The organism is Collinsella sp. LCP19S3_D5, from assembly GCF_052121415.1.
Lineage (GTDB): Bacteria > Actinomycetota > Coriobacteriia > Coriobacteriales > Coriobacteriaceae > Collinsella.
Genome location: NZ_JBQKEH010000044.1, coordinates 1 through 609, shown reverse-complemented (window position 1 = coordinate 609; position 609 = coordinate 1). Strand labels below are relative to the sequence as shown.

The following is a 609-nucleotide window of genomic DNA, read 5'->3' as shown; positions in this document are numbered from 1 at the left end:
CTCGCCCGTCACGCGGTCGAAGAACCTCTCGCCGAGGCCCTCCACCTCCTGGAGGCCGTAGAGCATGGCGCCGTCCTCGCCGTAGAGCACGGTCTTGTAGCCCAGGTCGGTCAGGCCGGTCGACATGGCGCCTGTGACGCGGTCGAAGTTGTACCAGCGGCCCTCGACCCTCTGCTCGCCGTAGAGCATGGCGCCGTCGCCGCCGTAGAGGACGGTCTTGGCCGAGCCTCCGGAGGGGATCTCCTGGAAGCCGGTGGCTGCGACCCCCTCCGAGCCGGGGGCGAACCAGTACCACTTACCGTCAACCCTCATCTCGCCCTCGGCCAGCGAGCCGTCGGCGGCGACACGGCGGCGCGTGCCGAGGTCGTCGACCCAGCGGCCGCGGCAGAGCTCGCCCGTCACGCGGTCGAAGAACCTCTCGCCGAGGCCCTCCACCTCCTGGAGGCCGTAGAGCACGGCGCCGTCCTCGCCGTAGAGCACGGTCTTGTAGCCCAGGTCGGTCAGGCCGGTCGACATGGCGCCTGTGACGCGGTCGAAGTTGTACCAGCGGCCCTCGACCCTCTGCTCGCCGTAGAGCATGGCGCCGTCGCCGCCGTAGAGGACGGTCTT

1 protein-coding gene is annotated in these 609 nt (G+C 70.3%); it reads right to left on the bottom strand.

The annotated features are described in order from the left end of the window. Positions 1–609: N-acetylmuramoyl-L-alanine amidase family protein (locus ACTQXO_RS08750; protein WP_441545615.1), on the bottom strand; the 609-nt coding region annotated here is incomplete at both ends.